Source organism: Streptomyces sp. PH10-H1, from assembly GCF_030063355.1.
In the GTDB taxonomy this organism is placed as follows: Bacteria; Actinomycetota; Actinomycetes; order Streptomycetales; family Streptomycetaceae; genus Actinacidiphila.
In genome coordinates, this window is the sequence record NZ_JASISZ010000048.1 from 1 (window position 1) to 26685 (window position 26685).

Annotated in this window: 27 protein-coding genes; 17 read left to right on the plus strand and 10 right to left on the minus strand. The window is 72.7% G+C overall.

The genetic code is table 11. From position 1 onward, the window contains the following. From QMK24_RS25760 to QMK24_RS25770, 3 genes are all read left to right on the plus strand, one after another. Positions 1-262: class II aldolase/adducin family protein (locus QMK24_RS25760; RefSeq protein ID WP_283469164.1), on the plus strand; the 262-nt coding region annotated here is incomplete at its 5' end. 115 nt (positions 263-377) lie between these two features. Continuing rightward, positions 378-1493: an alpha/beta hydrolase gene (locus QMK24_RS25765; RefSeq protein WP_283469165.1), complete on the plus strand. Its 1116-nt coding sequence runs from the start codon at positions 378-380 to the stop codon at positions 1491-1493. A gap of 89 nt (positions 1494-1582) precedes the next feature. Further along, entirely contained in the window at positions 1583-2968 is a 1386-nt protein-coding gene (locus tag QMK24_RS25770) for a hypothetical protein (RefSeq protein WP_283469166.1), read from the plus strand. Between the two features lie 220 nt (positions 2969-3188). On the opposite strand, the gene ypfJ is transcribed toward QMK24_RS25770, so the two are convergent. After that, on the minus strand, positions 3189-4112 hold the full coding sequence (gene ypfJ, locus QMK24_RS25775; protein WP_283469167.1) for a KPN_02809 family neutral zinc metallopeptidase: 924 nt from the start codon (positions 4110-4112) through the stop codon (positions 3189-3191). 373 nt (positions 4113-4485) lie between these two features. Here ypfJ and QMK24_RS25780 point away from each other — a divergent pair, with 373 nt between their 5' ends. From QMK24_RS25780 to QMK24_RS25795, 4 genes are all read left to right on the plus strand, one after another. Then, on the plus strand, positions 4486-5151 hold the full coding sequence (locus QMK24_RS25780; RefSeq protein ID WP_283469168.1) for a hypothetical protein: 666 nt from the start codon (positions 4486-4488) through the stop codon (positions 5149-5151). A 97-nt stretch (positions 5152-5248) separates the two neighbouring features. After that, complete coding sequence (locus tag QMK24_RS25785; RefSeq protein WP_283469169.1) at positions 5249-6847, plus strand: ABC-F family ATP-binding cassette domain-containing protein; 1599 nt, start codon at positions 5249-5251, stop codon at positions 6845-6847. 398 nt (positions 6848-7245) lie between these two features. Then, on the plus strand, positions 7246-7467 hold the full coding sequence (locus tag QMK24_RS25790) for a helix-turn-helix domain-containing protein (protein WP_030021347.1): 222 nt from the start codon (positions 7246-7248) through the stop codon (positions 7465-7467). 115 nt (positions 7468-7582) lie between these two features. Then, on the plus strand, positions 7583-8374 hold the full coding sequence (locus QMK24_RS25795) for an enoyl-CoA hydratase/isomerase family protein (protein ID WP_283469170.1): 792 nt from the start codon (positions 7583-7585) through the stop codon (positions 8372-8374). Between the two features lie 55 nt (positions 8375-8429). On the opposite strand, the gene QMK24_RS25800 is transcribed toward QMK24_RS25795, so the two are convergent. Continuing rightward, positions 8430-9290 carry a nucleopolyhedrovirus P10 family protein gene (locus tag QMK24_RS25800; protein ID WP_283469171.1) on the minus strand — a complete coding sequence of 287 codons (861 nt, stop codon included), beginning with the start codon at positions 9288-9290 and terminating at the stop codon, positions 8430-8432. Positions 9291-9425: 135 nt separating this feature from the next. Between QMK24_RS25800 and QMK24_RS25805 the strand changes: the two genes are divergently transcribed. The 5 genes from QMK24_RS25805 to amaP all read left to right on the plus strand — a co-directional run bounded on the left by QMK24_RS25805 (position 9426) and on the right by amaP (position 11810). Then, a complete protein-coding gene (locus QMK24_RS25805) occupies positions 9426-9941 on the plus strand; it encodes an Asp23/Gls24 family envelope stress response protein (RefSeq protein ID WP_283469172.1) in 516 nt (171 codons plus the stop codon). A 61-nt stretch (positions 9942-10002) separates the two neighbouring features. Next, the gene (locus QMK24_RS25810) at positions 10003-10185 is read left to right on the plus strand and encodes a hypothetical protein (RefSeq protein WP_283469173.1); all 183 of its coding nucleotides are present in this window, start codon (positions 10003-10005) and stop codon (positions 10183-10185) included. After that, positions 10185-10556: an Asp23/Gls24 family envelope stress response protein gene (locus QMK24_RS25815; protein WP_283469174.1), complete on the plus strand. Its 372-nt coding sequence runs from the start codon at positions 10185-10187 to the stop codon at positions 10554-10556. The genes QMK24_RS25810 and QMK24_RS25815 overlap by 1 nt, the downstream gene beginning before the upstream one ends. Continuing rightward, positions 10553-11206 (plus strand): DUF6286 domain-containing protein, encoded by a 654-nt coding sequence (locus QMK24_RS25820; protein WP_502962563.1) that lies wholly within the window; start codon positions 10553-10555, stop codon positions 11204-11206. Before QMK24_RS25815 ends, QMK24_RS25820 begins: the two co-directional genes overlap by 4 nt. A gap of 7 nt (positions 11207-11213) precedes the next feature. Further along, complete coding sequence (amaP, locus tag QMK24_RS25825; RefSeq protein WP_283469175.1) at positions 11214-11810, plus strand: alkaline shock response membrane anchor protein AmaP; 597 nt, start codon at positions 11214-11216, stop codon at positions 11808-11810. Between the two features lie 68 nt (positions 11811-11878). Here the strand turns inward: amaP and QMK24_RS25830 are convergent, their stop codons facing one another. From QMK24_RS25830 to QMK24_RS25855, 6 genes are all read right to left on the minus strand, one after another. Then, a complete protein-coding gene (locus tag QMK24_RS25830; protein ID WP_283469176.1) occupies positions 11879-12640 on the minus strand; it encodes an SDR family oxidoreductase in 762 nt (253 codons plus the stop codon). A 4-nt stretch (positions 12641-12644) separates the two neighbouring features. Continuing rightward, the gene (locus tag QMK24_RS25835; RefSeq protein ID WP_283469177.1) at positions 12645-14447 is read right to left on the minus strand and encodes a glycoside hydrolase family 15 protein; all 1803 of its coding nucleotides are present in this window, start codon (positions 14445-14447) and stop codon (positions 12645-12647) included. 49 nt (positions 14448-14496) lie between these two features. Then, on the minus strand, positions 14497-15288 hold the full coding sequence (locus QMK24_RS25840) for an SURF1 family cytochrome oxidase biogenesis protein (RefSeq protein ID WP_283469178.1): 792 nt from the start codon (positions 15286-15288) through the stop codon (positions 14497-14499). 57 nt (positions 15289-15345) lie between these two features. Continuing rightward, positions 15346-15597, minus strand: a complete 252-nt coding sequence (locus QMK24_RS25845; RefSeq protein WP_283469179.1) for a metallothionein — start codon at positions 15595-15597, stop codon at positions 15346-15348. 91 nt (positions 15598-15688) lie between these two features. Further along, a complete protein-coding gene (locus tag QMK24_RS25850) occupies positions 15689-16720 on the minus strand; it encodes a DEDDh family exonuclease (protein ID WP_283469180.1) in 1032 nt (343 codons plus the stop codon). A gap of 25 nt (positions 16721-16745) precedes the next feature. Further along, positions 16746-17363: a TetR/AcrR family transcriptional regulator gene (locus tag QMK24_RS25855; RefSeq protein WP_283469181.1), complete on the minus strand. Its 618-nt coding sequence runs from the start codon at positions 17361-17363 to the stop codon at positions 16746-16748. Positions 17364-17505: 142 nt separating this feature from the next. On the opposite strand from QMK24_RS25855, the gene QMK24_RS25860 reads away from it, so the two are divergent. Further along, entirely contained in the window at positions 17506-18300 is a 795-nt protein-coding gene (locus tag QMK24_RS25860; protein ID WP_283469224.1) for an acetoacetate decarboxylase family protein, read from the plus strand. Then, positions 18300-19184: an SDR family NAD(P)-dependent oxidoreductase gene (locus QMK24_RS25865; protein ID WP_283469182.1), complete on the plus strand. Its 885-nt coding sequence runs from the start codon at positions 18300-18302 to the stop codon at positions 19182-19184. Before QMK24_RS25860 ends, QMK24_RS25865 begins: the two co-directional genes overlap by 1 nt. Before the next feature lie 32 nt (positions 19185-19216). On the opposite strand, the gene QMK24_RS25870 is transcribed toward QMK24_RS25865, so the two are convergent. Then, positions 19217-20413: an IS110 family RNA-guided transposase gene (locus QMK24_RS25870; RefSeq protein WP_283469183.1), complete on the minus strand. Its 1197-nt coding sequence runs from the start codon at positions 20411-20413 to the stop codon at positions 19217-19219. Positions 20414-20641: 228 nt separating this feature from the next. Here QMK24_RS25870 and QMK24_RS25875 point away from each other — a divergent pair, with 228 nt between their 5' ends. Together QMK24_RS25875 and QMK24_RS25880 are read left to right on the plus strand one after the other, a co-directional pair. After that, entirely contained in the window at positions 20642-21928 is a 1287-nt protein-coding gene (locus QMK24_RS25875) for an amidohydrolase family protein (protein ID WP_283469184.1), read from the plus strand. Next, on the plus strand, positions 21925-23166 hold the full coding sequence (locus QMK24_RS25880) for an amidohydrolase family protein (RefSeq protein ID WP_283469185.1): 1242 nt from the start codon (positions 21925-21927) through the stop codon (positions 23164-23166). The genes QMK24_RS25875 and QMK24_RS25880 overlap by 4 nt, the downstream gene beginning before the upstream one ends. Before the next feature lie 103 nt (positions 23167-23269). Here QMK24_RS25880 and QMK24_RS25885 read toward each other — a convergent pair whose 3' ends face one another. Further along, positions 23270-23449: a hypothetical protein gene (locus QMK24_RS25885; protein ID WP_283469186.1), complete on the minus strand. Its 180-nt coding sequence runs from the start codon at positions 23447-23449 to the stop codon at positions 23270-23272. 143 nt (positions 23450-23592) lie between these two features. On the opposite strand from QMK24_RS25885, the gene QMK24_RS25890 reads away from it, so the two are divergent. After that, the gene (locus tag QMK24_RS25890) at positions 23593-26619 is read left to right on the plus strand and encodes an ATP-binding protein (protein WP_283469187.1); all 3027 of its coding nucleotides are present in this window, start codon (positions 23593-23595) and stop codon (positions 26617-26619) included. Positions 26620-26685: the final 66 nt, after the last annotated feature.

A 26685-nucleotide genomic window follows, 5' to 3' on the forward strand; every position in this document is an offset into this window, starting at 1 on the left:
CGCCGCCTACGGGACGGACGAGCTGGCCGCGCACGTACTGCACGCGCTGCGCGACCGCAGCGGCTGCCTGATGCGCAACCACGGCACCCTCGTGTACGGCGACACCCTGGAGCAGGCGTACGACCGTACGGCGCAGCTGGAGTGGATGTGCCGGGTCTGGCTCACCGCGAGCTCCGTACCCGGCCTGACGCCCGCCCTGCTGTCGGACGCCGAACTGGACGAGGCGGGCGAGCGGCTGCGCGGCTACGGCCAGCCCGGCTGACCGCGGCCGCCGAGGGCGCCGGCCCGGCCACTCCGACCCCGCGCCGCCCGCGCCCGACCCGGTCGGCCGCCGCCCACTGGCCGCATCGCCGCGCGGTGCCGACACTGGAACGGAGATGCGTATGCGAACCGTGGCGGCCGTGGCCGCCACCACCGTGCTCGGTGCCGGGGCGGTCGCTGTGGCGGCCGGACGGTACGTGTCCGACCTCGCCCTGAAACCGTCCGTGGACGGCCCGGAACCGGACGAGCGGCTCACCGTCCACGCCACCGCGCCGGGACAGGTCACCCTGACCCGGAGCCTGGGCTCGCTGCGGCCCGGGGTCTACGGGCTGGCCGGCGACGGCGTGCACGCCGCGGTCGGCGAGGTGCTGTGGACGACGCCCGACACGGTGGCCCGGCGGCTGGAGCGCGTGTACCGCGGCGCCCTCGACCCCGGCACCCAGGTCCGGATGACGGCCCAGGTCCACGCGGGCGACCCGCGCGACGCCCTCGGCCTGGACCACGCGGAGGTCGCCGTGCCCGGCGAACTCGGCCCGCTGCCCGCCTGGTTCGTGCCCGCCGCCCGCGACACCTGGGTGATCACCGTGCACGGCCTCGGCGCGACCCGGGAACTCCCCCTCAACGTCCTGCCGGCCCTGCACCGCCACCGGTTCCCGGTGCTCGACCTCGCCTACCGCAACGACCCAGGCGCCCCGGCCTCGCCCGACGGACTCGGGCACCTCGGCGACACCGAGTGGCGCGACCTCGACGCGGCGATGAAGTACGCCGTGCGGTACGGCGCCCGGCGGCTCGTGCTCTACGGGTGGTCCACGGGCGCGACCATGGCGCTGCGCGCCGCCGACCACTCCGCCCTCCGGGACCGGATCAGCGGGCTGATCCTCGATTCACCCGTCCTCGACTGGAAGTCGGCGGTCCGCGCCGCGGCGTCCTCGCACGGCGTTCCCGGCGCGCTGGTGCCGCTCGGCATCCGCGCCGCGGAGGGCCGCACCGGGCTGCATGCGGAACGCATCGCGGACGCCGCTGACCCCAGCCGGCTGACCGTCCCCACCCTGGTCTTCCACGGCCCGGACGACACCCTCTCCTCCTGGTCAGGCTCCCGCGAACTCGCGGCGATCCGGCCCGACCTGGTCACCCTTCACACCGTCCCCGGCGCCTCCCACGGCGCTATGTGGAACGCGGACCAGGCCTCGTACGAAGAGGCGCTGCGCCGCTTCCTGACCCCCCTGATGTAGCCCGCGGCACGGCAGGCCGCACGGAGGGTACGGGGCGCCGCCCCGGGGCGCGTTTGGGATTCTGGGGGCTCACCCGGGAGACTGCTCCAGTGACGTCCCGTACTTCGCGAGACACTCCGCTCCGCCTTGTCCCCCGACGACCTTCCCTGGCCTTCGCCGTGGGGGGCCCCGCCGCCCGCCCTACGGCGACAGCGCGGCGCTCCCGCCCGCCGAGGCCGCCCGAGGGCACTCCCGCGCTGTCCGAGCTCGCGCGCCAGGCGCGTGCCGAACTCGCCGACACGGTCCGCCTCGCGCGATGGGCCGAGGCGGGGCCCGGCACCGCAGGACCGACCGGGATACTTCCCGAGCCCGATGTCCAGCAGGCGGCGGCCGACCTGGAGTTGACGGACCGGCAGATCCGGGCGGCCTGGGACCGGGCCCGGCTCGCCGGCCTGATCGAGCTGCACCAGGGGGCCGCCCGCCCCGGCTGGCGGCTGCGCGCCTGGGACCGCGACAACACCGCCGTCCTGCGCGGCTGGGTCGCGCTCTTCGACGCCTGGTCCCTCGCGCATCCCCCCGGCGATGCCGGGGCCGACCCCTCACTGGTGGCCGAGGTCGTCGAGGCCACGCCCCAGCTGCTGTCCTTCCTCCACCTCTCCTCGGGCCCGGTACCCGTCGACAGTCTCCTGGACCTGCTGCGCCAGCGGGTGGCGGAGCTGCGGACCGAACGGCACGAGCCGCCCGCCGACGGCGCCCACGACCCGCTGCCCGCGCTCCTGGACTGGGTGCTCGACGCCGTCGCCGGGGTCGGGGCGCTGCACCCGCGCGACACCGGGGCGGACACCCGGGAGGCCGCGCTCACCCCGCTCGGCAACTGGGCGGTGTGGGTCAAGCTGGAACAGATCTGCGTGGCCGCCCAGGGCCCGGCCGGCCATATCGAGCAGTCCGCCGAGAAGATGCTGCGGGCCTGCGCGCGGCTGTCCCCCGGCCCGGCCCGCGCCGAGTACCGGGCCTGGCTCGCCGCCCGGCCCGTCGGCCTGGCCGTCGCCGAACTGCTGGAGACCGCCCGCGGTGAGGACGCGCTGCTGCGCGGCCTCGCCTTCGAGGCGCTCCGGGTGGTCGGCCCGCCCGCCGAGCCGGTCGTACGCGCCGCCTCGGGCGAGCCGACGCTGCGCCCGTACGCGCTGCTGTGGCTGGCCGAGCAGGACGGCGACGACCCCGAGGCCGTCGCCGGGCTGCTGACCCGCGAGGAGACGGCCTGGCTGTGGGTGGACACGGCCGCGGCGGTCGCCGACCACGGCGAGGGTCAGCTGCTCGTCAGCCATCTCGACGCGGCGGTGCAGGGTTCCGTGCGGGCGCTGCTGGAGGAGATCCGCGGTGCGGGGCACCCCCGCACCGTCCAGGTGCTGGTGGCGCTGGCCGCCGCGCATCCGGACCCGGCGGTGGCCAAGGCCGTACGCCGAGCGGCGTTCCAGGTGCACACCGGCGGAGCCTGAGCCGGTTCGTCCTCGAGCTCCCCGGCTACCCCTGGGTGAGTTCGAGGACGAACCATCCAGGCCCTGTCCGGGCGATCATGAACGGCCCCTTCGCCGCTAGGCACGGCACCTCGCGGCGTTGCCGAAAAGCCCACAGGAAACCACCCTGCGGGCATTCCGGCGCCTTGCGAGGCACGGCACCAGACGACGCCTGTACCGCCCATGATCGCCCGGACAGGGCCTAGCCGAAGGTGTCGCAGCGCGCCATGTCACCGGTCTGCAGACCGGTGGTGAACCACTGCTGCCGCTGGAAGGACGAGCCGTGCGTCCAGTTGTCCGGGGTCACCCGGCCCTGCGCGCGGGACTGGATCGCGTCGTCGCCGACCGCCGCCGCCGCGTCCAGGCCGCGGGCGATGTCGTCCGGCGTCACCGCGGTGATCAGCGGGCTGCCGGTGGCCGGGTTGATGGTCATCGTGGCGTTCTTCGACCACAGACCGGCGTAGCAGTCCGCCTGCAGTTCGACCCGTACCGACTTGCTGGTGACCCCGGTGCGCCCGTCCTGGGCTGCACGCAGCGTCCCCATCAGGTTCTGCACATGGTGTCCGTACTCATGGGCCACCACATAGCTCTCCGCGAACGGCCCGCCCTCGGCGCCGAACTGGGTCTGCAGCGGGGTGAAGAAGTTCAGGTCGATGTAGACCTTGCGGTCGACGGGGCAGTAGAACGGCCCGGTCCGCGGATCGGCGTTCCCGCAGCCGGTGCGCAGCGGCCGGTCGAAGAAGACGGTCGGCGCGGCCTGATACGTGCCGCCGCGCTGCCGGAACTCGTTCGTCCAGTAAGCCTGGACGCTGTTGACCACCGCGACGATCCGGCACTGCTCCTGGGTGTTGGCGTCCCGGCCGGTGGCGCAGCTCTGTGCCAGGCCGCCGGCCGTGCCGGTGCGTGGCGAGGTGTCCGTGGAGTTGCCGGTGAGGCCCATCTGGTTGGGGCTGATGCCCAGGACGAGTCCGATGACGAGCACGATCAGACCGACGATGCCGCCGCCGATCATCTTGCCGCTGGGGGCGCCACCGCCGCCGCCGGACGAACCGCCGCCGGGCGAGCCGCCACCGCGCTGGTCCTGCACCTGTGAGGTGTCCAGTTCCGCGTTGTCGTCGAACTGCATACGTCGAGTATGGGTGATTTACCCCACACCGGCCCGCTCGAGGCGCCTGCAGGCGGTGGTCTCGCCGCCAGGACCGAACGGGCGAAGCCCGCCCGGTGCCGCCCCGTGTCGCCCGGCGGGCCGCCCGCCCCCGGCTACCGTCACGCCACATGTCCCCCAGGGCCTGTCCGGCCGATCATGAACGGCCCCCCCGCCGCCTGGCACGGCGCCTCGCTGCACTCCGCTTCGCTCCGTCTTTTCGGGACACGCCTTCGGAGAAAAGCTGCCGAAACACCCGAATTCAACCGCGTATGCGGGTGCTCCGGCGCCTTGCGATCCACCGCACCAGAAAGGGGGCACCTCCCAGCGGTAGCTGGGGGCGCCTGGACCGCCCATGATCGGCCGGACAGGCCCTGGCGCGCGCCGCCTCCTGCCCGTCGCCGCTCTGCTGGTGGCTCTCCCGCTGGCCCTCGCCGCCCACCGGATCCGGCCCGCCGCCTTCGGCGACCTCGTCACACCGCGCCCGGCCGCCGCGGCCCCGGCCCCGCACCTCCTGGAGGGGCGGGCGGTGACGGCGCGGCGCTGGACGTACACCAGGACCGGCAGCAGCCCGCTGGCCGCGCGTGCCTTCGCCGACCACGCCGTCGTCCTGTGGGAGGACGGCCTCGTCACCGACAGCTCGCTGCGCGGCGGCCGGGTGCGCTGGCACCGGGCCATTCCCGGGGCGGCCGGCTGGCTCGCCCGCCCCGAGGGCCGTGGGGGCCAGGGCGTGCTGCAGCCGCTCGGCCGGGACGGCCGGATGATCGCCGTGGTGACCCCGCAGCGGATCGCGGGCTACCGCGCGGCCGACGGAGACCTGCGGTGGGTGCTGCCCGCGCGGCCCGGCTGCGCCTTCCAGCCCTCCCGCGCGGTACTCAGGGGCTCCGCCGCCGTCGTCGCCCAGCCGTGCGCGGACCCCCGTGCAGCGTGGACCAGCGAACTGATCGCGGTCGACGGTCTCGGCCGGGTCGCACCGGACCGCACTCCCCTGGGAAACAAGCGGCTTGCCACACCCCGGTAGACTGGCCGGTATGGCAGTCCCTCTCGTTCATTAGCCGGCGGCGTACGACCTCCCCGCGCCCCTTTCTGTCGTTCGCCATGCCCTGGAGCTTTTTCCCGTGATTACTGCCACTGGCCTCGAGCTGCGTGCTGGAGCCCGCATCCTCATCGAGTCCGCATCCTTCCGTATCGCCAAGGGCGACCGCATCGGCCTCGTCGGCCGCAACGGCGCCGGCAAGACCACCCTCACCAAGGTGCTCGCAGGTGAGGGCCAGCCCGCCGGAGGCACCGTCACCCGGTCCGGCGAGGTCGGCTACCTCCCGCAGGACCCGCGCACCGGCGACCTCGACACCCTCGCCCGCGACCGCATCCTCTCCGCCCGCGACCTGGACTCCGTCCTGCGCAAGATGCGGGAGAACGAGGAGCGGATGGCCAACGGCAAGGGCGCCACCCGCGAAAAGGCGATGCGGAAGTACTCCAATCTGGAGACCGAGTTCCTCACCAAGGGCGGCTACGCGGCCGAGGCCGAAGCGGCCACCATCGCCGCGGCCCTCGGTCTGCCCGACCGGGTGCTCGGCCAGCCGCTGCACACCCTCTCCGGCGGTCAGCGGCGCCGGGTGGAGCTGGCCCGGATCCTGTTCTCCGACGCCGACACCCTGCTGCTCGACGAGCCGACCAACCACCTGGACGCGGACTCCATCGTCTGGCTGCGCGACTACCTCAAGAGCTACCGCGGCGGCTTCATCGTGATCTCCCACGACATCCAGCTCGTGGAGACGGTCGTCAACAAGGTCTTCTACCTGGACGCCAACCGCACCCAGATCGACGTCTACAACATGGGCTGGAAGCTCTACCAGGCCCAGCGCGAAGCCGACGAGAAGCGCCGCAAGCGCGAGCGCAGCAACGCCGAGAAGAAGGCCGCGTCCCTCAACTCGCAGGCCGACAAGATGCGCGCCAAGGCCACCAAGACCGTCGCCGCCCAGAACATGGCCAAGCGCGCCGACCGGCTGCTGGCCGGCCTGGACGCGGTGCGGGTCTCCGACAAGGTCGCCAAGCTCCGCTTCCCGGACCCCGCGCCCTGCGGTAAGACCCCGCTGATGGCGACCGGCCTGTCCAAGTCGTACGGCTCGCTGGAGATCTTCACCGACGTCGACCTGGCCATCGACCGCGGCTCCCGGGTCGTCATCCTCGGCCTCAACGGCGCCGGCAAGACCACGCTGCTGCGCCTGCTGGCGGGAGTCGAGACGCCCGACACCGGGCAGGTCGAGCCGGGCCACGGCCTCAAGCTCGGCTACTACGCGCAGGAGCACGAGACCCTGGACCCCGAGCGCACGGTCCTGGAGAACATGCGGTCGGCCGCGCCGGACACCGGCCTGGTGGAGATCCGCAAGATCCTCGGCTCGTTCCTCTTCTCCGGCGATGACGTCGACAAGCCCGCGGGAGTGCTCTCCGGCGGCGAGAAGACCCGGCTGGCGCTCGCCTCGCTGGTGGTCTCCAGCGCCAATGTGCTGCTGCTCGACGAGCCCACCAACAACCTGGACCCGGCCAGCCGTGAGGAGATCCTCGGGGCGCTGCGCACCTTCAGCGGCGCCGTCGTCCTGGTCACCCACGACGAGGGCGCGGTGCACGCGCTGGAGCCCGAGCGGATCATCCTGCTGCCCGACGGCGTCGAGGACCTGTGGGGCGCGGACTACGCGGATCTGGTCTCGCTCGCCTGACCGCCCCGGCGATCACCCGGCCCTGGTCACTTCGCCTGATCACTTCGCCTGATCACTTGGCAATGGATCATTCGGCCCATGGGTGATCCATCATCTGTGTGAGACGAGCTCATACCGTGCCACCGGGTGGCACGGCATGAGCGTCGCTCCGAGTCGATCAGTGGCGTGACGTCGGCAAACTCCTTACCGACCATGGATGACCTGCCACTTTTCTCAGCGCTCGGACGAGTGTCCGGAAACTACCGGACAGAATTCGGGATCTTCGCGCCCCGCACGGCCGCCGCAAAAAGGTCCCCGGTTCAAATGTTGTCGTACGGACCTTGCCGAATGGGTGGCCAGGAAGCCGCCTAGGGGTGATCATGAGAGTCCAAGAGCGCACTTCCCTAGAGGAGGCACGGGTGGCCGAGACTCTGAAGAAGGGCAGCCGGGTAACCGGCGCCGCGCGCGAGAAGCTCGCGGCAGACCTGAAGAAGAAGTACGACTCCGGTGCGAGCATCCGGGCGTTGGCCGAAGAGACCGGCCGCTCCTACGGATTCGTGCACCGGATGCTCAGCGAGTCCGGCGTGACCCTGCGCGGTCGCGGCGGAGCAACACGAGGCAAGAAAGCCGCTTCGGCCTGACGGGCAGGGCATCCCCGGTGACCCGGTTTCTGTAGCGTGCCACCCGGCCGTCGTCTGTGCCGACCGGGTGGTTACTCTTCGGTAATCCAATCCGTGGTTCGCTCGGAGGTGCCCGATGCCCGACCCCACCGTGCTGCTCGAGCGTGACGGAGTACGGCTCACCGCCGATGACTCCGTCGCGACCGTCACACTGTGCAATCCGGCCAAGCGCAATGTCCAGTCGCCCGCCCTGTGGCGAGCACTGGCGGAAGCCGGCCGGCTCCTGCCGGGCAGTGTGCGGGTCGTTGTGCTCCGCGGTGAAGGACAGTCCTTCTCCGCCGGGCTCGACCGGCAGGCGTTCACGCCCGAGGGCTTCGACGGCGAGCCGTCGTTCATCGACCTCGCGCGCGGTTCCGAGAAGCAGCTCGACGCGACCATCTCCGAGTACCAGGAAGCATTCACCTGGTGGCGGCGTACCGACATCGTGAGCATCGCCGCCGTACAGGGCCATGCGATCGGTGCCGGCTTCCAGCTCGCCCTCGCCTGCGATCTGCGGGTGTGCGCGGACGACGCGCAGTTCGCCATGCGCGAGACCAGTCTCGGACTGGTTCCCGACCTCACCGGCACCAAGCCGCTGGTCGAGCTCGTCGGCTATGCGCGGGCCCTGGAGATCTGCGCCACCGGGCGCTTCGTCCACGGTTCCGAGGCCGAGCGCCTCGGCCTCGCCAATCTGGTCGTCCCGGGCGCCGAGCTGGACGCCACGGTCCAGGACCTCACCGTCGCGCTGCTCGCGGCACCCCGTGACGCCGTCATCGAGACCAAGGCCCTGCTGCGGGAGGCCGCCGGCCGCTCCCACGAGGACCAGCGCGCCGCCGAACGCGCCGCCCAGGGCCGCCGGCTGCGCGACCTCGCCGGAGTGGGCGAGTAGTTCCGTCCGGTCGGACCCCGTCCGGTCAGACCCCCGTCCGGTCGGATCGCGTCCGTCATCCGAAGGCCGTGACCACCACGGCTGCCGTGACGGCGCCGGGGGCTCCGGGTTCCGCGGCCTTCGTGACCGCCTCGCCCACCGCGCGGGCCACATCCAGCGCGCGGTGGCCGGGGACGACGGAGATCTTCACCCGGACCTCCCGGCCGGGCGGATCCCCGACGTCGGCCGTACGGATCCCGGACGTGAAGCCGCCGAGCCGCGAGGTCACCCGGGCGACGCCCGGCACCATGAGCGCGGCGATTATCACGTCACCGCCGGCCGTCCCCGGCACGGCGTCCGGCGCGTTCTGACCCGCTCTGTCCCTGTCCCCGTCCGCGGTGGGTACGGGGACGGGACCCTGGTCATGCGGCGCCCCGGGCTCCAGCAGCCCGCTGACCTCGAGGTCCACCGAGGTGACGGCCAGGCCCAGCAGATCGTGGGCCGCGTCCCACAGAGCCGCCCGCAACCGGTCCGCGACGGCCGGCAGCGGCCGGTCGGCGGCGGCCGCGAAATCCGCGGTCACACACAGCGGGCCGTGCGGCACCGCGCTCGGCGGAGTGGCCGCCGGGGCTTGGCTGGACCGCGCCACCGCGCCCGGCGCCACGTCCGCCACTGGGTCCGTCACCGCGTCAGGTTCCGCGTCCGGCGTCACGTCAGGATCCGCGTCCGGCTCCGGGATGTACGGAGCCGCGTCCTGTTCCGGGCCGATGCGCAGTGCGCCGAGCCGTATGCCCGTGAGCCCCGCCACCGCTCCCCGCAGCGCGTCGGCGGCGGCGCGTTCGGTGATCCAGGCGGCGTCGGCCGCCCCGCCGAGCGGCAGCAGCCGGCCGAACGCGATCTGCTCCCGTACCGCCTGCGCCAATCGGTCCACAGCCACCGTTCCCGCCTCCGTCTCCTCGCGCCACCCGAATGGCGGTCCGCTGTACGTTTCCTGACCGCATCTCCGCAGCGCGGCCGGGCATGCGCACATAGTGTGGTGCACGGAGCAGCCCAGACGAAGGGACGACTCGCGATGACCGAGATGGCACAGCGCAACATGTCCGAGCCCGACGGCCCGGATCCCGCGCGCGAAGGCAAGACCCTGGAGAAGGGCACGAGCGCGGGTGCCGGGGCGGCCGGCAAGCGGGCGCCGCTGGGTGATCCCGCGACCCGTGGCCGTACCACCATCGCCGACGGCGTGGTGGAGAAGATCGCCGGACTCGCCGCCCGTGATGTGCTGGGCGTGCACGCCATGGGCACCGGATTCGCCCGCACCTTCGGCGCCGTGCGCGACCGGGTGCCCGGCAGCAAGTCCGTCACCCGCGGTGTGAAGGCGGAGGTCGGGGAGGTGCAGACCGCACTCGACCTGGACATCGTCGTCGAGTACGGGGTGTCCATCGTCGATGTGGCGCGCGCGGTGCGGGAGAACGTCATCGCGGCGGTCGAGCGGATGACCGGCCTCGAGGTCGTCGAGGTCAATGTCGCGGTCGGCGATGTGAAGCTGCCCGACGAGGACGACGAGGACGAGCGGGAGCAGAGGGTCCAGTGACCGCGCGGACGGGTGATACGGCGAGCGGCGACAGCAGCGATACGGAGTTGGTGAGCGGACGATGACGATGGCTCTGGTCGGACTGGCTGTGGGAATGGCACTCGGCTTCGCCGGGTACTTCGGCGGGTTCGGTGCGTTCTTGCTGGTGGCGGCGCTGGGCGCGGTCGGGTTCGTGGCGGGGAAGTTTCTGGACGGCGATCTGGAGCCCGGGGAGTTCTTCCGCAGCCGTGACCGGCGGCGGTGATGGCCGCTGCCGCCCCGGTCTCGTTGCCGGCCGCGGACCGCGGCGCCCTGAGGATCGCGGACCGGGTGGTGGCGAAGATCGCCGCGCGCGCCGCGCGTGAGGTGCTCGCGGAGGTTCCCGAGTCCGCGCTGGTGCCGCCGGAGCGCACCCCGCACGCGTCGGTCTCGGTGCACAAGGAGACCGCGCGGGTGCGGCTGTCGGTGGAACTGGGCTATCCGGGCGACCTCGGCATGGTCTGCGGCTCGGTACGCCGTCATGTCGCGGACCGGGTACGGGCGTTGACGGGTATGGAGGTACCCGAGGTCGCCATCGAGATCGAGCGGTTGCACTCCGCGGCGGCGCGGCACCAGGGAGAGGGGAGGGTCCTGTGAGCGAGGCAGCGGCAGCGCCCGATCCCGAGGGCACCACCCGGCGGCTGCCGGTGATCGGGCCCAATGAACAACCCGAGGGGTTCAACGAACAACCCGAGCCGCCCGTCGGGCGTGCGGGCCGCTTCTGGTCGGCGCGCCGGGTGCCCGCGGCGCTGACGGCGGCGGTGGTGCTGGGCGCCGCCGGGATGCTGCTCTACGACATCGCCGCGGTGCGCGCGGACCGCTCAGCGATGAGCTGGCGCCGCCGCCTGGCGCGGGAGTTGGCGACCCGCCCGCTGGACAACGCCCTGGTGACCGGCGCGGCCGCGGCCGCCGCGGTGATCGGCCTGTGGCTGATCGTGCTGGCCCTGACCCCCGGCGAGCGTTCCGTGCTGCCGATGCGCCGCAGCGTCGCGGGCGTGCGGGCCGGACTGGACCGGCACGCCGCCGAACTGATGCTCCGCGACCGGGCGATGGAGGTCTCCGGCGTCCATACGGTGCGCGTGACCGTCGGCCGGCGCCGTATCACCGCCCGCGCCGCCTCGCACTTCCGGGACCTGACCGAGGTCCGCACCGACCTGGGCGCCGCGCTGGGACAGGGCATGGTGCAGCTGGGCCTGGCCCACCCGCCCCACCTGACCGTCCACGTGTACCGCGCCGAGAAGGGCTGACCGGGACATGCGCGCCACACTGAACCGGATCCTGCTGGCGCTGGTCGGCCTGATCCTGCTGATCGCGGGCCTGGCCGTGCTGGTCGGCAGCCTGGACCTGCAACGCCGCTGGGGTTTCACGCTGCCCTCGTGGTGGCCCTTCACCGGCCCGAAGGACGTCCTGCTCACCGCCCGCGACCGTACCCGCTACCGCGGCGACGGCTGGTGGTGGCCGACCGTCCTGGGGGTGCTGGGCGCCGTGGTCCTGGCCGCCCTGTGGTGGCTGCTGGCCCAGTCGCGCAGCCACCGGCTGCGGCAGCTACGCATCGACAGCGGCGACGGACAGGGCGCGGTCCTGCGCGGCCGTGCCCTGGAGGACGTGCTCGTCGCAGAGACCCAGGAGCTGGACGGTGTGGATCGCGCCGATGCCATCCTCACCGGCACCCGCACCGCGCCCCGGGCCCGGCTCACCCTCGGCCTGGCCCCGCACGCCGCCCCGGACAGCGTCATCTCCCGCCTGGACACCGACATCCTGCAGCGGGCCGGCGCGTCGGCGGGACTCCCGCACCTCCCCGCCGAGGCACGGCTGCGTGCGGTCAAGCACCGCGCCACCCGAGTCAGCTGATCAGCCGGCCGGACCGGGCGGCGGCTCCTGCGCAACCCCTCCGCGGCGCCGGTGTCCCGCCGCGCGGATCAGAAGCCGTGCCGGGCGCCGCCGTCCACAGGCAGCATGACGCCGGTCAGATACGAGGCGGCGGGGGAGAGCAGGAAGGCCGCCGCCCGGCCGAACTCCTCCGGGGTGCCGTAGCGGCGCAGCGGGATCGTGGCGCTGTGCCGGGCACGGGCGGCCCCGGGGTCGCCCGTGAGCGTGTCGAGTTCGCTCACCCGTTCGGTGTCGATCCGGGCGGGCAGCAGCCCCACGACGCGGATACCGCGCGGGCCCAGCTCGTTGGCGAGGTTCTTGGCGAACCCGGCGAGGCCGGGCCGCAGGCCGTTGGAGATCGTCAGGCCCGAGATCGGCTCGTACACCGACGAGGACAGCACGAAGCCGATCACGCCGCCCTCCCCGAGCACGGCCGCGGCGGCGTGCGCGAGCCGCACCGCACCGAGGAACACCGTCTCGAAGGCGTCCCGCCACTGGTCGTCCGTGATGGTCTCCGCGAGGCCGACGGCCGGGCCGCCGACGCTGATCAGTACGCCGTCCAGCCGTCCGAACCCGTCGCGCGCGGCGTCGATGAGCCGTTCCGGAGTGTCCGCGCCGGTGTTGTCCGCGGCCACGCCGAGCGCGTGTCCCCGGCCGCCCAGAGCGGCGGCCGCCGTGTCCGCCGACTCCTGCGCACGCCCGGAGACGACCACCTTCGCACCGTCGGCCGTCAGCTCGCGGGCGGCCGCCAGGCCCAGCCCGCGGGTCGCTCCGGTGAGGATGTACACCCGGTCCTTCAGTCCAAGATCCATGACCTCATACTCTCCTGCCCGCCCCGGAAAGGGTCAGTGCGGTGTTGACGAGTGCGATGTGGCTGAAGGCCTGCGGGAAGTTGCCGAGTTGGCGGCGGGCGACCGGGTCCCACTCCTCGGCGAGCAGCCCGACATCGTTGCGCAGGCTCAGCAGCCGCCCGAACAGTTCGCGGGCCTCGCGGTCGCGACCGGTAGCGTGCAGCGCGTCGCACAGCCAGAACGAGCAGGCCAGGAAGGCGCCTTCCCGGCCGGGCAGGCCGTCCACGGTCCTCTCGCCGAGGCTGTAGCTGTCGGGGGTGTAGCGGCGGACGAATCCGCCGTGGTCCAGCTCCCGGCGCACCGCGTCGACGGTACCGATCACCCGCGGATCCGAGGCGGGCAGGAAGCCGACCTGGGGGATGAGCAGCGTCGCCGCGTCGAGCTGGGTGGAGCCGTAGGACTGCGTGAAGGTGCCGCGCGCGTCGTCGTAGCCGCGCTTGCACACCTCCAGGTGCACCTGGGCGCGCATCGCCCGCCAGGCGTTCAGGTCGCCCTTCCGCTTCGGCTGAGCCTCCAGGGTGCGCACCGCGCGGTCCGCGGCGACCCACGCCATCACCTTGGAGTGCACGAAGTGCCGGCGCGGCCCGCGCACCTCCCACAGGCCCTCGTCCGGCTCGCGCCAGTTGGACTCCAGGAAGTCCATCAGGGCGCGCTGCAGATTCCAGGCGTGCTGCTGGTCGGGCAGCCCGCTGGTCCGCGCCAGGTAGAGCGAGTCGAGCACCTCGCCGTACACGTCGAGCTGCAGCTGCCCGACGGCGGCGTTGCCGATCCGGACCGGGGCGGACGCCTCGTACCCCTCCAGCCACGGCACCTCGTACTCGGGCAGCCGCCGCTCGCCCGAGATCCCGTACATGATCTGCAGGTCGGCGGGGTCGCCGGCGACCGCGCGCAGCAGCCAGTCCCGCCACTTCGCGGCCTCTTCGAGATAGCCGCTGGACACCAGCGCGTTGAGGGTCAGCGTGGCGTCGCGGAGCCAGCAGTAGCGGTAGTCCCAGTTGCGCACACCGCCGATCTCCTCCGGCAGCGAGGTGGTGACGGCCGCGGCGATACCGCCGGTCGGCGCGAAGGTGAGCGCCTTGAGTGTGATGAGGGAGCGCAGCACGGCCTCGCGCCAGGGGCCGTCGTAGGTGCACTGCGCCGACCACTTCTCCCAGTCCTCGATGCCGTGCGCCAGCGCCTCGTACGGGTCGACGCGGCGCGGCCGGATCTCGTGCGACGGGTGCCAGGTGAGGACGAAGGCGACGCTCTCGCCCGCGGAGACGGCGAAGTCGGCGTAGGTGCAGAAGTCCTTGCCGTACATCGGCAGCTGCGGCGGATAGCTGCGCAGCCAGACGGAGTCGGGTCCCGCCACCGCGATCCGGTGGCCCTCGGCGCGGCGCATCCAGGGCACGACGCTGCCGTAGTCGAAGCGCAGCCGCAGCTCGCTGTGCATCTCCACCCGGCCCGAGATGCCCTCCACGATCCGCATGACATCGGGCGCGCGGTCGCGCTGCGGCATGAAGTCGATGACCTTGACCGTGCCGGTGGCCGTCTCCCAGAACGTCTCCAGTACCAGGGTGTCGCCGCGGTAGGCGCGGCGGCTGCACTGGTCGGCCCCGGCCGGAGCGATCCGCCACTGGCCGTTTTCCTCATTGCCGAGCAGCGCCGCGAAGCAGGCGGCGGAATCGAAGCGGGGCAGGCAGAGCCAGTCGATGGAGCCGTCCTTGGAGACCAGCGCCGCGGTCTGCAGATCGCCGATGAGCGCGTAGTCCTCGATGAGTCCTGGCACGGTGCCGCCTTTCGTCTGCGCTCCTGTCGGTAGCGTGCCGGGGGCGGCGTTACACCGCGACCGGAACGCTCTTCCGGGACTGCTGCCCCGCGATCCGCTCCTTGCGCTCGCGCCGCACCAGAATGACCCAGCCGACCGGGACCATCGCGGAGAACAGCCACCACTGGACCGCGTACGCCATGTGCGGGCCGATGCTGGAGTCGTCGGGCTGCGGGATCAGTTCCGGCTGCGTGCCCGAGGGCTTGGGGGAGGTGGTGGCCAGTTCGAGGTAGCCGCCGAGGAGCGGCTGCGGGCTGGTCCCCGCCAGGTCGGCGGCGTTGATGAGCATGATCATGCGGTCGGGCAGACCGCTCTTGTTCCTGATCCCGGTGGACGAGCTGGTCTCGTCCGGGCGGAGCCGTCCGGTGACGGTGATCTCGCCGGACTCGGCGGCCGGGATCTTCGGCAGTGCGGTGAGACCGCCGCCGGCGTCGATCCAGCCCCGGTTGACCAGCACCGCCCGGCCGTCGTCCAGCACCAGCGGGGTGATGACGTGATAGCCGTTCTTCTGGCCGTCGGCGGCGGTGCGCTGGCGGGCGACCACCTCGTGCGCGGTGTCGTAGTGACCCGTCGCGCTGACCGACCGGTACAGGTCCCGCCGCGGCACGGCCTTGCCCGGCGCGGCGAGCCGCTCGACGGGGACGGCGGCGGCTTCGACGTTCTGACTGATCAGATGGTTGTTCGCCACCCGGCGCTCGTGGCGGTGCAGCTGCCAGTAGCCCAGCTTGACCATCGTGGGAATCATGACCAGCCCGAGCAGGGTGAGGATCACCCACTGGCGGGACAGCAGAAAGCGGTACACCCCACGACGGTACTCGGTCGTGGGGTGCCCGTCGGTAGGGGGTCGACGGGGGACGGATCAGGCGGTGGGGAGGGAGCCGACGCGGTCGACGATGCCGTGGGCGCCGTCGGCCTTGGCGCAGTGCGCGCCGCAGTACCAGCGGCCGTCGGCCTCGACGCCGTGGCCGACGATCCGCACCCGGCAGTGCTCACAGATGGGCGCCATGCGGTGGATGGCGCATTCGAAACTGTCGAAGACGTGCACCGCCCCCTGGGCGTGCACCTCGAAGCTCATGATGTAGTCGTTTCCGCACACTTCACAACGGGCCATAGGGCCCAGATTGCGCGGCGCGGCGGCGGCAGGCAACAGGTGGCCGGGCGCGTCGCCGCCGCGCCACTCGATCAGCCGTGTACCCCGTCGATCAGCCGTGTACCCCCGGCGCGGGGGTCACCGCCTTGAGGAGTTCCGCGAAGCGCTGCTCGTCGATGACGGGGGTGCCGACCTCGCGGGCCTTGACGGCCTTGCTGGTGGGTGAGTCCGGGTCATTGGTGACGAGCAGGCTGGTGAGCCGGCTGACGCTGGACGCGACATGCAGTCCCGCGTCGGTGGCGCGGTCCTCCAGCAGCTCGCGGTCGATGCCGGTGTCACCGGAGAACGCGACCCGCATGCCCTGCATCAGCGGGCCGTCGGGGGCCATCCGGCCGGGGTTGGGGTACGGGCAGGAGGGGCGCTTGCGCGCCGGGCGCCAGCTGCTGGGACGGTACGAGGAGCCGGAGGAGCCGTAGTACCCGGAGGGATCCGGGGACGGCGCGGGACGGGCCGCCGGCACACCGCCGTCGGCCCATTCGGTGAGCGGCCGGCAGGCGTGCAGCGGCAGCGGCAGTCCGGCGGCCGCCGCCAGGTGGAGGCTGGGGCGGAACGCCTCGGCGAGCACCCGCGCGTCGTCCAGGGCATGGTGGGCGCGCTGCTGGACGACGCCGTAGTGCGCGGCGAGGGACTCCAGTCTGTGGTTGGCCAGCGGCAGCCGGAGCTCCTTGGCCAGCACGATCGTGCACAGCCGCTGCTCGACGGGGGCGGTGGACTGCGCCCGCGCGTACTCGCGGGCCAGCATCGACCAGTCGAAGACCGCGTTGTGGGCGACGAGGACCCGGCCGGCCAGCCGCTCGGCCAGTTCCTCGGCGATCTCCGGGAAGAGCGGGGCGTCGGCGAGCATCGCGCTGGTCAGTCCGTGGATCCACACCGGGCCCGGATCGCGCAGCGGATTGACAGGTGAGTACCAGTGGTCCTGGACCTCGCCCCGGGCGTCAAGCCGGTAGACGGCGGCGGACACTATCCGGTCGTCCCGGCCGAGACCGGTGGTCTCGACGTCCACCACGGCATATCCGTCCGGGTAGGCGGCGGGCCACGGGGACGGGGAGACGGTCGGCTCGGTGCGGTTGTCCAGCATGGTCATTGAGAATAAGGGGCGCCACGGACACTCAGGTACGCAGCAGCGAGTCGACCAGGGCGCGCGTGGTGGTGGTGAAGAGGCGTTCGGGGTCGGGCGGGGCGGCCAGCGCGCGTGCCAGCGCCGGGTCGTGGCCCGCCGCGGCGGTGTCCCACAGGTCCTGCTCCGCGGGGACCTGGACGGGGGAACGCTCGCGGTTGCGCTCGACCAGGACGAAGCCGATGACATGGAACTCGATCGCCCGCAGCGCCTCGGCGGCCCGGGGGCCGCGCAGCCCGGCGGAGTGCAGCTCGTGCACCAGCGCCTGCTGGGCCGGGAGGAACATCAGCTCGGTGAGGCCGCGTTCGTGCACCATCGCGATCAGATGCGGCCGGTCGCGCAGCATCACCCGCTGGGCGCGGGCGATGGACACCACCCGGTCGCGCGGGCCGCGGCCGGTCGGCGCGATGGCGCCCATCTCCCGCACGGTGCGGGCCACCAGCTCATCCAGCAGCGACTCGCGGTTGCCCACGTGCCAGTAGATCGAGGTGACCGCGGTGCCGAGTTCCGCGGCGAGTTTGCGCATGGTCAGTGCCTCGGGGCCGAGCTGCCGGACAAGCGCGGCAGCGGCGTCGAGTACGTCGTCGCGGGTCAGGGCGGTGCGCGGCATGGTGCTCCCATTGTGGACCGTGCACGCCTATTTACCCTTCGAGCGTGTCGGTGTAACTGTGTTACAGAGCTCGTCCCGAATCTCTCATGACTGACACGCACGACCGGCACGCATGACTGACATGAACGAAGGGCGGCACGACATGGCGCGAGTGAGGTACGGCCCGCGGAGCGAAGCGGAAATGCTGGCGGCGAAGGCGGGCGGCGGCAAGCTCCCCGACATCTGGTCGACCGGAGTGGTAGCGGTCTGGGAGACCGACCCGGACGTGGTGGCGCAGGTCCTGCCGCCGCCGCTCAAACCGGGGGAACGGCCCCTGGTGCGGGTGAACATCAGCCGCGTCGACCTGTTCGGACACCCGCTGGGCGCCGGCTCGCTGGCGGTCTCCGCGCACCACGAGGGCATCGAGGGCTGGTACCCGCTGGTGATGCCCATGACCACCGAGCGGGCGCTGATCGGCGGCCGGGAGGTCTTCGGCGAACCGAAGAAGCTCGGCGAGGTCACCGTGGAGCGGGTCGGTGACGTCGTGATGGCGAAGCTCGCCCGGCACGGCATCGCGTTCGTCGAGGTCGCCGGAGCGGTCAGCGGCGCGCTCCCGCTTCCGGAGATGACCGAGAAGACCGACTTCTACTTCAAGTTCCTGCCCGCCGTGGACGGCAACGGCTTCGACGGCGACCCGGTGCTGGTGCGCTGCACCCGGCACGAACGGGTGCGCAAGCTCGAAGCGATGACCGGCAGCGTGGTGCTGCGCGAGTCCTCGTACGACCCGGTCGCCGACCTCGCCGTACGCCGGCTCGTGGAGATCACCATCGGCGAGAAGACCAGCGACCAGTCCGGCCGTGTCGTCGAACGGGTCAGCGCGCAGGCGCTGCTGCCCTACATCCACCAGCGCTACGACGACGTCCAGCAGCTCCTCGACGCGCCGCCCAGGGAGGCCTGATGGACCTGCTGGCCGGACAGACGGCCGTGGTCACCGGCGCCGCGAGCGGCATCGGCTACGCCATGGCGGAACGGTTCGCCGCGGAAGGGCTGCGGGTCGTCCTCGCCGACGTGGAGGAGGGAGCGCTCGGCAAGGCCGTCGCGCGACTGCGGGACGACGGCGCCGAAGCCGTAGGACAGCTCACCGATGTGAGCGAACGCTCCTCGGTCGAGGAGCTGGCCGACGCCGCGTACCAGGCCTTCGGCGCCGTCCATGTGCTGTGCAACAACGCCGGGGTCGGGTCCGGGGCCGAGGGCCGGATGTGGGAGCACGACCCCAAGGACTGGCAGTGGGCGTTCTCGGTCAACGTGTGGGGCGTCTTCCACGGCGTCCAGGCATTCCTGCCCAGGATGCTGGCGGCCGGACAGCCGGGGCACGTGGTCAACACCTCCTCCGGCGACGGCGGGATCGCGCCGCTGCCGACCGCCTCGGTGTACGCCGTCACCAAGGCCGCCGTGGTGACGATGACCGAGTCGCTCTACGCCCACCTGAGGGCAGAAGGCGCGCCCATCGGCGCCTCCGTGCTCTTCCCCGGCCCCCACATGCTGCGCACCGGACTGTGGGAGTCGCACCGCAACCGGCCCGAGCGGTACGCCAAGTCCGCGCCGCGCCGCACCCCTTACCGCAGCCTCGACCAGTGGGAGGCCGCGATGAGGGAGGCCGGGCACGAGGTGACGTTCACGCCCGTGGAGCAGGTCGCGGAACTCGTGGCGGACGGCATCCGCGCCGACCGCTTCTGGATGCTGCCGCCCAGCGAGCGCACCGACGCCCAGATCCGCGCGCGCTCCCAGTCGATGCTCGACCGGGCCAACCCGGCCTACCTGGAGAACTTCATTCTCGATTGATCGAGGGGACAGGAGACTTCCCAATGACGTTGTCAAGCCGCAGCGGTAGCTGGTGGTGTGGCTTGGTAGCACGCTCCGTCGCGGATCATGGCCCACAGGACGTTGGCCCGGCGGCGGGCGAGCGCCAGCAGCGCCTGCTTGTGTCCCTTGCCCTCGGCTCGCTTGCGTTCGTAGAACCGTTTCGAGGCGGGGCAACTCCTGAGGATGGCGAAGGCGGAGAGGTAGAAGGCCCGGAGCAGGCCGCGGTGATAGCGGCGGGGGCGGTGGAGGTTGCCGCTGACGCGTCCGGAGTCTCGGGGGACGGGTGCGAGGCCGGCGTAGCCGGCCAGGCGGTCGGCGGTGCCGAAGGCGTCCATATCTCCGCCGGTCGCGGCGAGGAACTCCGCACCCAGCAGGGTTCCCATGCCGGGCAGGCTCTGGATCACTTCGGCCTGCGGGTGCTCGCGAAACCGGGCCTCGATGAGAGCGTCGAGCTCGGCGATCTCCTCGTCGAGGGCCATGACCCCCTTCGCGAGTCGGGCCACCATGGTGGCCGCGAGTTTCTCGCCGGGCAGGGAGGTGGACTGGGCCTCGGCCGCCTCCACGACGGTCCGCGCCAGGGCTGCACTGCTCCGGACCTTGCGGTTCTTCAGCCACGTCGCGATGCGGGAAGCTCCGGCACGACGGATCGCGGCCGGGGTCTGGTAGCCGGTCAACAGCATGACCGGCCCCTTCTTCGTCAGCTCCAGCGAGCGTTCCAACGCGGGAAATATTTCCAGGAGTTGGGCACGGAGCCGGTTGATCTGCCGGGTCCGGTCGCAGACCACGTCGGTGCGGCGGGTGACCAGGGTGCGCAGGTCGATCGATATCTCGTCGCCGGGCCGCAGGATGCCGAGGTCCGTGCGCATGCGGGCCTGGTCGGCAATGACGAAGGCGTCCTTCGCGTCCGTCTTGGCCTGGCTCCGGTAGCCGGCCGAGGCGCGGTGGACGGCCAGGCCAGTGATGTAGGTGATGCGCTGGTCGTGGCTGACCAGCAGGCCGAGCAGGAGCGCGGCCCCACCGTGGTTGATGTCCACCGCCCACAGCACATCCTGCGACAGCTCCAGCACATCGGCCACGAGCTTGAGGAGCTCGGTCTCGTCGTTCAGCACCCGCCGAGACAGCAGCCGCTTGCCCTGGGCGTCGATCACCACGCAGTGGTGATGTTCCTTGCCGATGTCCACTCCGGCCCAGATCTCGGGCACGGCCACCTCCGCCAGCTCGTCGTACAGGAACCCAGCAGACGACCTCGCCGACGTTGTCCTACACAGCGATCGCGTCGCATCTCCCAATTAGCGGTCGAGTCGTCGCGGGGCTCCGGGCGGCCAAGTCTCCTGAGCCATCCAACGGCGACCCCATGAAAGCCATACCCGGAACCCCTGGGCCCACCGATCTTACGAATGACCAGTTCAGACCCACATCAAGAAGGTAGGACACCCATGACGGATCCGTACCTGATCATCTCCTCGGACTGCCACGCCGGGCTCCCGACGGAGCAGTACCGGCCGTATCTCGACAGCAGGTTCCACGCGGACTTCGACGAGTTCCTCGGGCAGCGCCAGGCGCGGCGCGAGGCGATGACGCGGCTCGGGGTGCGCAACGAGGAGTTCGCGCAGAAGTGGTTCAGCGACAACGAGGAGGGGCTGCGCGGCGGCTGGGACAGCGCGCAGCGCGACAAGGAGCTCGACGGTGACGGGGTGGCGGCCGAGGTCGTCTTCCCGGACGCCGACGCCGTCGACAGCCAGACCGCCGCGCCTTTCGGGGTGGGGCTCGGGCTCTCCGGCGACCAGGACCCCGCGTTGGGGATGGCGGGCGCGCAGGCCCACAACCGCTGGCTCGCGGAGTTCTGTGCCGAGCGCAGCCCGGAACGCCGCTGCGGGGTGGCGCTGCTGCCCATCACCGGCGAGGTGGACGCGGTGGTCGCCGAGGTCCGCAGGGCGAAGGCGTCCGGCCTCGGCGCTCTGATGATCCCCGCGCGATGGGTCGACAAGGCGGCGTACCACGAAGCCCGTTACGACCCGGTGTGGGCGGAGGCGCAGGCGCTGGAGCTGCCGATCGTCACCCATTCGGGTTCCGCCCCGCATCACGAGTACGGCGACCATCTCGGCATCTACGTCAGCGAGGTGACGTTCTGGCCGTCCCGTCCGCTGTGGTTCCTGCTGTGGGCCGGGGTCTTCGAGCGCTTCCCCGGCCTGAAGTTCGGCATCGCCGAATCGGGGTGCTGGTGGCTGCCGAACCAGCTGTGGTTCATGGACCGGCTCTACCTCGGCGCGCACGGCGGCAAGAAGCTGTCGCCGTTCGCCGAGCTGAAGCGGCCGCCGAGCGAGTACCTGGACCGCCAGGTCTTCATCTGCGCGACCAACACCAAGCGGCGCGAGCTGGCCCAGCGCTACGAAATCGGCGTCGGCAACATCCTGTGGGGCAGCGACTTCCCGCACCCTGAGGGCACCTGGCCCAAGACCCGGGAATGGCTGAGGAACACCTTCCACGACATCCCGGTGGACGAGACCCGCCGGATGCTGGGGCTGGCCGCCGCCGAGGTCTTCGGGTTCGACACCGAGGCGCTGGCGCCGATCGCCCGCCGGATCGGCCCGACCCCGGCCGAACTGGGCCAGCCGGACGACCAGTCGGCCGTCGAGGCCTCGTGGGCACGCGCCCGTGAGACCGGCCGGCACTGGCTGACCGGGCACGACTTCCCGTACGTGGGGATGGAGGCGGGCACATGACACCCACGGGTCCCGACGACCGCTACACGGTGATCTCGGCGGACTGCCACGCCGGCGCCGACCTGCTCGACTACCGGCCGTATCTGGCGAGCGGACAGCATGAGACGTTCGACGCGTGGGCGGCCACGTACGTCAATCCGTACCAGGACCTGATCGCCCCCGAGGCGTCCCGCAACTGGGACTCGGGACGCCGGCTCGCGGAGCTGGAGGCGGACGGCATCGTCGCCGAGGTGGTCTTCCCCAACACCGTGCCGCCGTTCTTCCCCAGCGGTTCGCTGCTGGCGCCCGCGCCCTCGAAGGAGGAGTTCGAGCTGCGCTGGGCCGGGCTGCGGGCCCACAACCGCTGGCTCGCCGACTTCTGCGCGCAGGCCCCAGGCCGCCGCGCGGGTGTCGCGCAGATCCTCCTCAACGATGTGGACGCGGCGGTACGCGAGGTGCGGTGGGCCAAGGAGCACGGGCTGGCCGGCGGCATCCTGCTGCCGGGCGCACCACCGGGCTCCGGCGTCCCGGAGCTGTACTCGGCGGTGTACGACCCGCTCTGGGCGGTCTGCGCCGAACTGGACGTACCGGTGAACCATCACGGCGGATCGGCGTCACCGCCGCTCGGCGACGAGCCCGCCGCCCGCGCGGTGTTCATGGTCGAGACGACCTGGTTCTCGCACCGGGCGCTCTGGCACCTGATGTTCGGCGGGGCGTTCCGCCGGCATCCGGGGCTGCGGCTGGTACTCACCGAGCAGGGTTCCGGCTGGATCCCCGGCGTGCTCGACATGCTGGAGTACTACCACGGGCGGCTGGTCAGCGCGGCCACCCGGGCGGCCACGGCCGAGGCCAAGTTCGGTACGGGGCTGGCCGATTCCATGGGCAAAGGGCCCAAGGAGGTATGGCGGGACAACTGCTACGTCGGCGCGAGCTTCATGCGCCCCCACGAAGTGCCGCTGCGCGACCGCATCGGCCTGGAGAAGATCATGTGGGGCAGCGACTACCCCCATGACGAGGGCACGTATCCCTATACCCGGGAGGGGCTGCGGATCGCGTACGCCGGGCTGCCGACCGACGAGATCGCCGCGATGGCGGGCGGCAACGCGGCCCGTGTCTACGGCTTCGACCTCGGTCTGCTGGACCCGATCGCCGCGAAGGCCGGCCCCACCGTGGCGGAGATCGCCGAGCCGCTCAAGGAACCGCCCGCCGACGCGACCAGCCCGGCGTTCGCGCCAGGGGGCTCGGTCCGCGTCTGGTGACGTGACCTCCGGCGGCGGGGCTCGGGGGAGTACCCCGCCGCCGGAAGAATGGGGGTGCCGCGGTACGCGGCCTGTCAGGCGCCCAGGGCCTGTCGGACTGGCCCTAATGCCGGGAGGGCGTTCCGAGCGTGGCGGGCCAGGGCGTGGTGGCGGGTCCCGCTGTGCTCTGGGTCGGTGACGGCCGCGCGGCGTCCTTGGAGGCGCCGCACGCCGTCACCAGCACGAACACGGAGAGGGCAAGCACAGCCAGGCTCACCGTGGTGGGCAGGCTGGGTCTGCGCATGAGGGGTCCCCCGGTGGATCGGCTACGGACTCCACAGTGCCGGGCCGCCGGGCGCCCGGGCATCGTGGACCACCACGAGATCAACCACGACAACACCACGACAACACCACGGCATATCCTGGGGCCGCAGCGGCGGAAGGGGCGTGGTGGCCACGGTGGGGGAGCAGCTCGGCCTGCGCGAACGCGACAGCCAGCTGGCCGTCGCGGGATGCCTCGCACAGCGGGCCGAGGCGGGAGCGGGAGCGCTCCTCGTGGTGCGCGGAGGCACCGGCAGCGGGCGTACCGCCCTACTGGACGCCGCCGCCGAACTCGCCCGGCAGCAGGGCCTGGACGTCCGCCGTACCCGCTGCTCGGAGTACGACCGGGACGGCGGCTCTGCCAGCGGCTCTGCCAGCGGCTCCGACGGCGGCCGGGAGCCGGCCGTCGTGCACCGGCTGCTCGACGGCGCGCCCGAGGCCGCGTCCATCGACGAGCTGTCTCCCGGCGGCGTCCCGCTCGCGCTGGCCGTCGACGACATCCACCTCGCGGACCCGGCCTCCCGTGCCTGGCTCGCCCGGCTCGTGCCCCGGCTCGACCGGCTGCCCGTCCTGCTGATCCTGACCGAGCGTCACCAGTACGACATGACGCCGGCTCCGCGCGGCATCGCCTGGGGCCTGGCCCCCTCACTCGTCCACACGGTGCGGGTGCCGCCGCTCAGTGAGCGGTCGGTCGACGCGATCGCCCGCGCCCGGCTCGGCGGCGAACCGCCGCCCGGCCTCGCCGCGGCGACCGCGGGCAACCCCCTGCTGCTGCACGCCCTGCTGGAGGACCTGGCCGAGCTCAACCCCGGGCAGCCGCCCGGACGGTCCCCGTCGAGCGTCGCGGAACTCCACCCCGGGGCCTACGCCGACGCCGTCTCCTGGTGGCTGGCCGCGGCCGGCCCGCAGACCGCCGACGCAGTCCGCGCGCTGGCCATGGTCCAGGACGAACACGACCCACTCGGCCTGCTGACCGGATGGCACCTGCGCGGCGCGGCGGAAGCGGGACGAGAGGCTGCCGCCCGCAGGGGTGCGGAGGCGGAGCGCGTCCAAGGGAGTGGTACGGCTGAAGCGGGACGCGACGGTAGGTGGAACGAGTGTCGGGCAGCTGCCCGCGAGGGCGTCGAGATGGAGCGCATCCTCGGGAGTGGTACGGCCGAAGCGGGACGCGACGGTGGGTGGAGCGAGCACCGGACACCCGCCCGCCGGAGTGTCGAGATCGCGCGCGGCCAGGAGAGCAGCGGAACCGGCGCGGAGCGGCGTCCGCGCGAAGCCGCCGATCCCGCGCGGCTCGCCGGCTGGGCGGCAGCCCTGCGGCACCACGGCTTCCTGGCGGCCGGGTCCGGCGGAGCCGGCGAGCCGGCCCGGTTCGCCCACGCGCTGCTGCGCGACGCCGTGCTGCACACCCTGTCGCGGGAGCGCCGGGACGCCGCACACCGCACCGCGGCCCGGCTGCTGCACGAGCGTGGCGACCGGGCCGGCGCCGTCGCCCGGCATCTGCTGCCGGTTCCCCCGGTCGGCGAGGCGTGGGCCGCCGATGTGCTGCTCGCCGCCGCGCAGGAGGCCCGCTCGGAGGCGGACGGCGTTCCGCGCGCCGTCGCCCATCTGCGCCGGGCCCTCGACGAGCCCCTCAGCACCGAGCGGCGTGGCGGCGTACTCACCGAGCTTGGCTGTCTGGAGGTCAGGATCGAGCGGCCGGCGGGGGTGCGGCGGCTCGCCGAGGCGCTGCGCGTGCAGCAGGACGGTCACGGCCGGGTACGGGTGGCCAGCGCGCTGGGTACGGCGCTCGCCGCGCACGGCGAGGTCCTGGCGGCGATCGCCGTGCTGCGCGATCTCGCCGACGGCTTCGCCGGCCGCCCCGACCTGCTGAGCGCGGTCCAGGCGGCGACCGCGCTCATCGCCTCGCACGACGGTGAGAGCTGGCGGCAGATGATCTCCGAACTGCTGCGGCTGCGGCATCTGGGCGACCCGGATCCGATGGCGGAGACGATGCTCACGGAATACGAGTCCGCCGCCGGACTGCTCTCGGCGGAACAGGCCTGGGAGCGGGTGCGCCCGCTGCTCGCGCAGGGCGCGGTGGACCCGCTGCTGGAGCCGTACGTGCTGGGTTCCGTGGCCACCGTCGCGCAGTGGGCCGACCGGCTCGACGAGGCGGAACGGCTCGCCGCCCGGGTCCCGCTCGGCGAGCCGGTGCTCCATCCGGGACATGAGTGCCTGGTGAGCGTACGGGCCGAAGCGGCCGTCATGCGGGGGGACTTCGCCCGGCTCGCCGACGACCCGGACTCCGCCGCCAATGTCCACGTCGGCGCCCAGACGGTGATCGCGCTCACCGAGCTCGACCGGCTGGACGAGGCCTGCCGGCTCGCCGGGAAGCTCGCGGGTCCCGGACCCGACAACTCCTGGCAGTGGTGCGAGTTCCTGTACGCGCGTGGTGTGCTGCGGTCGGCGCAGGGCGACCCCGCGAGTGCGCTGGCGGACTTCACCGACTGCGGGCGGCATCAGGTCGGCCGCGGTGTGGTGAGCCCCGTCGTCACCGCGTGGCGCTCGGCGGCGGCCGACTGTCTGGTCCGTACCGGCCGGGGCGGCGAAGCGGTGCCGCTCGCCGCCGAGGAGCTGCGGCTGGCCCGGATCTGGGGGACGGCCAGGACCGAGGGGCGCGCCCTGCGCGCGCTCGGCTCGGCCACCGGTGGCCGGCGCGGTCTGGAACTGATCGAGGAGGCCGTCACCGCGCTGCGTGAGGCGCCGGCCGCCGAACCCGAACTGATCGCCGCGCAGCTCGACCTGGGCCGCTCTCTCACCGCCGCCGGGCATTCGGGACAGGCACGCGATGTGCTGCGGGAGGCCGCCGCACGCGCGGAGCGGCTCGGCGCCGTACGCCTGGGACGGCTCGCGCGGCAGGCGCTGCGGGACGGCGGCGCCCGCCCGCGCCGGATCCAGCACACCGGAACCGGCGCCCTGACGGCCAGCGAGCGCCGGATAGCGGATCTCGCCGCCGCGGGCCACGGCAACGCGGGGATCGCGGAGCTGCTGCACCTGGCCCGACGTACCGTGGAGACCCATCTGACCAGCACGTATCGCAAGCTCGGCATCCGTCAGCGGGCCGATCTGGAGGCGGCTCTGGCGGCGGCCCCCGTGGCCCCGGCCGGCCGGTGAGCCGCCGCCGGAACGCGGGCAGAACGCCGCCGGAACGCCGCCGGAATGCCGCCGGAACCCCGTTGG

Excerpts from the sequence above, each read along its gene's own strand:
- QMK24_RS25875 (WP_283469184.1), top strand. The coding sequence starts at position 20,642 with ATGACGGATCCGTACCTGATCATCTCCTCGGACTGCCACGCCGGGCTC.
- QMK24_RS25850 (WP_283469180.1), bottom strand. The coding sequence starts at position 16,720 with ATGACCATGCTGGACAACCGCACCGAGCCGACCGTCTCCCCGTCCCCG.
- QMK24_RS25765 (WP_283469165.1), top strand. The coding sequence starts at position 378 with ATGCGTATGCGAACCGTGGCGGCCGTGGCCGCCACCACCGTGCTCGGT.
- QMK24_RS25885 (WP_283469186.1), bottom strand. The coding sequence starts at position 23,449 with ATGCGCAGACCCAGCCTGCCCACCACGGTGAGCCTGGCTGTGCTTGCC.
- QMK24_RS25860 (WP_283469224.1), top strand. The coding sequence starts at position 17,506 with ATGGCGCGAGTGAGGTACGGCCCGCGGAGCGAAGCGGAAATGCTGGCG.
- amaP (WP_283469175.1), top strand. The coding sequence starts at position 11,214 with ATGCGCGCCACACTGAACCGGATCCTGCTGGCGCTGGTCGGCCTGATC.
- QMK24_RS25845 (WP_283469179.1), bottom strand. The coding sequence starts at position 15,597 with ATGGCCCGTTGTGAAGTGTGCGGAAACGACTACATCATGAGCTTCGAG.
- QMK24_RS25815 (WP_283469174.1), top strand. The coding sequence starts at position 10,185 with ATGGCCGCTGCCGCCCCGGTCTCGTTGCCGGCCGCGGACCGCGGCGCC.
- QMK24_RS25830 (WP_283469176.1), bottom strand. The coding sequence starts at position 12,640 with ATGGATCTTGGACTGAAGGACCGGGTGTACATCCTCACCGGAGCGACC.
- QMK24_RS25780 (WP_283469168.1), top strand. The coding sequence starts at position 4,486 with ATGATCGGCCGGACAGGCCCTGGCGCGCGCCGCCTCCTGCCCGTCGCC.
- QMK24_RS25795 (WP_283469170.1), top strand. The coding sequence starts at position 7,583 with ATGCCCGACCCCACCGTGCTGCTCGAGCGTGACGGAGTACGGCTCACC.
- QMK24_RS25805 (WP_283469172.1), top strand. The coding sequence starts at position 9,426 with ATGACCGAGATGGCACAGCGCAACATGTCCGAGCCCGACGGCCCGGAT.
- QMK24_RS25865 (WP_283469182.1), top strand. The coding sequence starts at position 18,300 with ATGGACCTGCTGGCCGGACAGACGGCCGTGGTCACCGGCGCCGCGAGC.
- QMK24_RS25880 (WP_283469185.1), top strand. The coding sequence starts at position 21,925 with ATGACACCCACGGGTCCCGACGACCGCTACACGGTGATCTCGGCGGAC.
- QMK24_RS25855 (WP_283469181.1), bottom strand. The coding sequence starts at position 17,363 with ATGCCGCGCACCGCCCTGACCCGCGACGACGTACTCGACGCCGCTGCC.
- QMK24_RS25810 (WP_283469173.1), top strand. The coding sequence starts at position 10,003 with ATGACGATGGCTCTGGTCGGACTGGCTGTGGGAATGGCACTCGGCTTC.
- ypfJ (WP_283469167.1), bottom strand. The coding sequence starts at position 4,112 with ATGCAGTTCGACGACAACGCGGAACTGGACACCTCACAGGTGCAGGAC.